The organism is Candidatus Thioglobus sp., from assembly GCF_028599055.1.
In the GTDB taxonomy this organism is placed as follows: Bacteria; Pseudomonadota; Gammaproteobacteria; order PS1; family Pseudothioglobaceae; genus Thioglobus_A.
The window spans coordinates 1-5,597 of record NZ_JAQRMS010000075.1; the positions used below are offsets into that span (position 1 = coordinate 1).

Genomic DNA, 5,597 nt, shown 5'->3' on the forward strand with positions numbered 1-5,597 from the left:
CAAAAACTGCATCAACAACTTGAGAATGAGCTGCCGTATATTACTGATGTTAATTCACTCATTAATGCCAGAAATACCTATGGCAATCAAGAGAGTTTGATTGTTGAGGATTTGTTTGAAGCGTTGCCAACAAATCAAGCGGACATCGAACCACAAAAACAGCGTGCACTTAACAACCCATTATTCGAAAATCTACTCTATAGTAAAGATCAAACTTTTACGACAATAGTGATTGATACGCAAACCTATTCTTCTTTTGATGAGCATGGAAATAAGATTGTTGTCGAAGAAGAGGATGAGTTTGCAGACGATGATCCACGTGAAACACCTAAGATTTATCTATCGGACCAAGAAAATACAGAGATTGTTGTCAAGACGCAAAACATTATTAAAGGCTTCGTTGCTGACGATTTCCAGATTTACTTAACAGGTTCATCGGTGATTACCGGCACATTAAAACAAAGCATGCAAGCAGACTCTAAGAGTTTTGTGCAAAAAATGGTGATTGCCATCATTGTTGTTTTGGCACTACTCTTTAAAAGAGTCTCTGGTGTATTCTTGCCTTTATTAGCGGTTACCTTTACCATCTTAGTCACGTTATCAATAATGGCGATAACAGGCACACCATTTACCATTGTTACCCAAATTATGCCGTCGTTTTTGTTGGCTGTGATTACCAGTGGCGCCATCCACTTGCTGGCAATTTTTTATAAAGATCTGTCTAAAACCCAAGATAGAAAAGTCTCATTGCGTTATGCAATGGGGCATTCTGGATTGGCGATTGTGATGACTTCATTAACAACAGCGGCAGGATTGTGGTCATTCTCATTTTCAGAAGTATCACCCGTCGCAGATCTAGGTATATTTGCTAGTAGTGGTGTTATGATTGGCTTATTGTTTAATTTGGTATTATTGCCAGCACTTATTGCCATCATGAAGATTAAGCCGCATACTGCCAAGGAGGATGCGCAAGAACACACCCTGATGGACACCGTATTATTAAACATAAGTCGTATTTCAACCGGCTACCCAAAGGCGATTATTGCTCTTAGTAGTCTGATGATTATTGTGGCCATCTTCTTTGCCTCGCAATTGAGATTCTCACACTATCCATTAGAATGGTTCCCCGAAACTCATGATTCACGAGTGGCCACAGAGGTGGTAGATGACAAGCTTAAAGGCTCTATTACCTTGGAAATAATTATTGATACTGGAAAAGAAAATGGCTTGTACGATCCAGCAGTTCTAAACAAAATTGAGAAAGCAACTCGTTATTTGAATACCGTGCAAACACAGGATTTCTTTGTTGGAAAAACCTTGAGTTTGGTCGATGTTCTAAAAGAGACTAATAAGGCGCTTAATGAAAATAGAGCCGAGTTTTACACCATTCCACAAGACAAAGACTTGATCGCTCAAGAGTTGTTTTTATTTGAAAATAGCGGCAGCGATGATCTACAAGATTTTGTAGATTCCAGTTTTTCCAAGGCACGGATTACAGTTAAATTGCCATACGTTGAATCACTTGGCTATAACAAGTTTTTACATGAATGGCAGCAATATTTTGATCAGGAGTTTGCTGGTATAGCCACAGTATCGTTTACAGGTATTTCACCATTGTTAGCTATTATTATGGAGAAGGCCATTAATTCAAGTGCGGTGAGCTACGTTATTGCATTTGGTTTAATTTCAGTGATGATGATATTACTGGTTGGCAATGTAAAGATTGGCCTAATTAGTATGATTCCAAATATGTTACCAATTTTATTCTTGTCAACGGTGATGGTTATTTTTGATATGCCGCTGGACATGTTTACCATGTTAATTGGCGCGATTGCTCTTGGATTAGCCGTTGATGATACGGTGCATTTTATGCATAATTTTAGGCGCTATGAGCTCGAATACAATGATGTTGATAAAGCGGTAATACTCACACTAATGGGTACCGGAAGAGCTATTGTGGTGACGTCACTGGTGTTATCCGTTGGTTTTTTGGTGTTACTATTTGCTTCAATGAGTTCAATGTTTAATTTTGGCGTCTTAACCGCAACCGCGATTTTTATCGCGCTAATGGCTGACTTTTTCTTAGTGCCAGCCATCATGAAATTAATGATTCACAATAAAGGAGATTTGTAATGAAAAGGTTATTTTTAATTATTCTGAGCATGGTTCTGAGTGGTGCCTCAGTTGCAGATAACACAGCCAGAGAGATCATGGAGAAGGTGGATGCTAGAGACGATGGAGACAGTATGATTTCCACCATGCAGATGACGCTGATTGATAAAAAAGGTAAACAGCGCAATCGACAAATGCGTACTTATTCGAAAGATATTAATGCCAATACTGAGCATAAAACCATTTTCTTTTTGTCGCCAAGTGATGTTAAAAACACAGCTTTTTTGACTTACGACTATAGTGACGACGACAAAGATGATGACCAATGGATGTATTTACCTGCCTTGAAAAAAACCAAGCGCATCCCTGCCAGCGATAAAGATTCTGCATTTATGGGTAGTGATTTTTCTTATGCAGATATGACAGACAAAGAGCTAGATGACTACGCATTTAAACTAATTAAAGAAACGGTGGTCAAGCGTAAAACGGGTAATGAAAAGGTGTGGGTTATTGAATCAACACCGGTGAGTCAGTCAGTCATTGATGAAACTGGCTATGTTAAGAGTACTTTGTACATACGACAAGATAATCACATGCTAACCCGTGCCAAGTTTTATCTTAAAAAAGCCAGCCGTATTAAATATATGGATGTGTTATCAATGAAAGAAATTGATGGCATTTGGGTTGCCATGCAAACCAAGATGACCACTAAACAGGGAAGGTCAACCTTGCATAAAACTATCTTATCCAATTCTGATGTTCAAATTAATGTTGCCATTGAGCCTGATATGTTTACCATCCGCAGTATTGAGAAAGGTCTTTAGTCAATGAAGTATTGTTTGTTATTCTTAGTCGGACTGTTGTCTTTCACTTCGAATGCTGAAGACGGCTTTGATGATGATGGCTTTGACGAGACTCCGATTGATATTGTTGTGCAAGTTGAAGATGCGCCCGGTACGCTTTATGGTTCGGTCGATTTAGAGGCGCACTACAATTTAAGCAATGATAAAAACTTATCATCGCTTAAAACTCTGGTTGATGTGCTGGGTGATTATAAATTTGAAAATGGTGTTAATCTTTCTGGTAACCTAAAAGGCTACCATGATTTTATTTATGATCTTGAAAATCGAACGGTTCCGAATGGCTATAAAAATGATATTAACCTAAATGAGCTCAATATTGAACTCGAAATTTCTCCAAATTTGGACTTTAAGACAGGTAGGCAAGTCATAGTATGGGGAAAGTCGGATTCGATCCGAATAACGGATATTCTGAATCCATTAGACAATCGCACCCCAGGATTGGTCGATATTAAGAATTTAAGACTAGGTCGCACCATGAGTAAGTTGGATTACTATAAGGATGGTTATAACGCATCGGCAATTTTAATTCATGAAAATCGTTTTTCTGAAAATCCAATGCAGTTTTCTGATTTTAAACCCACAGCAATCAACAAGCCTATTAATACACCAGACGATAGTTTGGATAACACGACAGTTGCGCTGAGTTTAACGGGTGCTTTTTCAGGCTACGATTTTGGTCTGTATTATGCAGACACTTATTTGGATAAGCCTTACCTGACCAATAACAATACAACACTAGATTACAACAACAAGTCAACAATGATTGGTGCTGCCTATAACCAAGCTATTGATAGTTATTTGTTTAAAGCCGAAGCGGCACATTTTGATAACATTCAATACAATGGCGTTACCGATACTAAAGCCAGAACCGATATAATGATTGGGGTTGAGTATACGGGCATTACTGATGGCTCTATTGGTTATGAAGTGGCTGTTCGCAAAATTCATGATTATGATAGTTTGATCAATGTTGAGTCTAATGGATTTAAGCCGGAAAATGAATACCAGCAAGTGGCTCGCTTCAGTCAGTCTTATTTAAATCAAACTCTTGATTTGAGCGCAGTTGCCAGTGTTGTTGGGTTGCGTGGTGAAGATGGCGGCTCAATCAGATTGGAGCTAGATTATGCCATTGACGATCAACGCTCAGTGAGTGGTGGTGTTATTGACTATATCGGTGGTGACAATTCGGTGATTGATGCTTACAAAGATAATGACCGATTATTTACCAAACTAAGTTATGCATTTTAATGCTATTTGATAATAATCTATATTATGGTATAATAATATAAGTTATATATCAAGAGTAGGAGTGTCATGAAATTCAAATCATTATTAATGTCGGCAAGTATTTTTTCAATGTCATTAAGTGCATCGGCTTTTTTTAGTACAGACAGTTTCCCAGCTTTTGGCACTGGCACTGGCACTGGTAATAACAGCAGCGCTCCGTGGAGCAACAATTCTAATTGGAATCCAATGTCGATGGGCGGTGGTCAATATTCACCAGCTAATGATGCTAAAAACATGAGTCGCTATGGTGCACATCCGCGTTCTTTACAGCAGTATCGTCAAGATCCAAGATTTAGACCTGCTAATAGCATGATGCCTATGGCTAATCCGGTTCAGCCAAGTAATTGGCTAACGGATACGGATTTTAGTAAAACACTAGAGCAAATAAAATCTTCTGGCAACAAAACCTTTTTTGTTAATGAAATGCCGATAAATTTTGAACAGGGATACCAGCACATTCAAAATCAAACAGAAGATATCCAGCGCGCTATTGAAACGCAAATGAATAATTATCGTAATACAGACAGCATTTATGGCAAACAAGGTTACGAACTGTCGCCAGCTGCCTCTTCAACTTCTAGAGTTGAATCTGAATAGATAACGCTTGTTGGCAATATTTAAAAAAAGTCGCTATTTATTAGCGACTTTTTTGTTTAATAGTGCATTTATAAAATTTGTTAAATTTTCTAAAAAATGTCTATTGAGCGTTCAGCAATGAAGCAAATAAGCCCAAAAAGCCTATTTTTGGGCATTATTTAGCCCTATAAATAGCCGGTTTTTTACTGATTTCTATTTTTTTCAATATTTTTTTATGGCTATAAGTACTGCTATGAAAGCATTTAGGCAATAATATTAAAAAAAATATAAGAATATCATTGACTTCTAATATAGTTGTCGTATAATACTCCCCATGCAGAACATGAGTTCAGCACATTAAAACACCTCACTAATGAAGGTGTTATAACAACATAATAATCTAGGAGATTAACATGAAAAAAATTATCGCAATTACTACTTTAGTAGCAGCTACTTCAGCTTCAGCTTTTTGGAATAACAACAATGGCTATGGTAACAACAACGGTTGGACTAACGGTAACGGTCTATCTAACTGGGGTCCTTTCGACGGTGGTTCAAACTTCGGTCCTATGAACTCAGGTTCTAACTGGGGTCCATTTACTGGCGGCCAGAACATGGGTCCTTTCAACGGTGGTTCTAACATGGGTCCTTTCAACGGCGCTCAAAACTTCGGTCCTTTTGCTAACAGCAACAACATGGACAACGATTCTGACTGGGGTTTCCATTACAACAACAAGAACAAGACTTCTAACAAGTCTA

Annotated in this window: 4 protein-coding genes and 1 pseudogene; all 5 read left to right on the forward strand. The window is 38.0% G+C overall.

Features of this window, described 5'->3' with window-relative positions; all coding sequences use genetic code 11:
- Positions 1-2,133: MMPL family transporter (locus PSN35_RS05590; protein ID WP_300030645.1), on the forward strand; the 2,133-nt coding region annotated here is incomplete at its 5' end.
- Positions 2,133-2,936 (forward strand): outer membrane lipoprotein-sorting protein, encoded by an 804-nt coding sequence (locus PSN35_RS05595; RefSeq protein ID WP_300030647.1) that lies wholly within the window; start codon positions 2,133-2,135, stop codon positions 2,934-2,936. The genes PSN35_RS05590 and PSN35_RS05595, both read left to right, overlap by 1 nt.
- A 3-nt stretch (positions 2,937-2,939) precedes the next feature.
- Positions 2,940-4,223 (forward strand): DUF1302 family protein, encoded by a 1,284-nt coding sequence (locus PSN35_RS05600; protein ID WP_300030650.1) that lies wholly within the window; start codon positions 2,940-2,942, stop codon positions 4,221-4,223.
- A gap of 87 nt (positions 4,224-4,310) precedes the next feature.
- Positions 4,311-4,859 (forward strand): hypothetical protein, encoded by a 549-nt coding sequence (locus tag PSN35_RS05605; RefSeq protein ID WP_300030653.1) that lies wholly within the window; start codon positions 4,311-4,313, stop codon positions 4,857-4,859.
- 392 nt (positions 4,860-5,251) lie between these two features.
- Positions 5,252-5,597: pseudogene (locus PSN35_RS05610) on the forward strand (hypothetical protein); the annotation flags it as partial.

Bases quoted from the DNA above. Each gene is read 5' to 3' on its own strand.
- PSN35_RS05605 (WP_300030653.1), top strand. From the start codon at position 4,311: ATGTCGGCAAGTATTTTTTCAATGTCATTAAGTGCATCGGCTTTTTTT.
- PSN35_RS05600 (WP_300030650.1), top strand. From the start codon at position 2,940: ATGAAGTATTGTTTGTTATTCTTAGTCGGACTGTTGTCTTTCACTTCG.
- PSN35_RS05595 (WP_300030647.1), top strand. From the start codon at position 2,133: ATGAAAAGGTTATTTTTAATTATTCTGAGCATGGTTCTGAGTGGTGCC.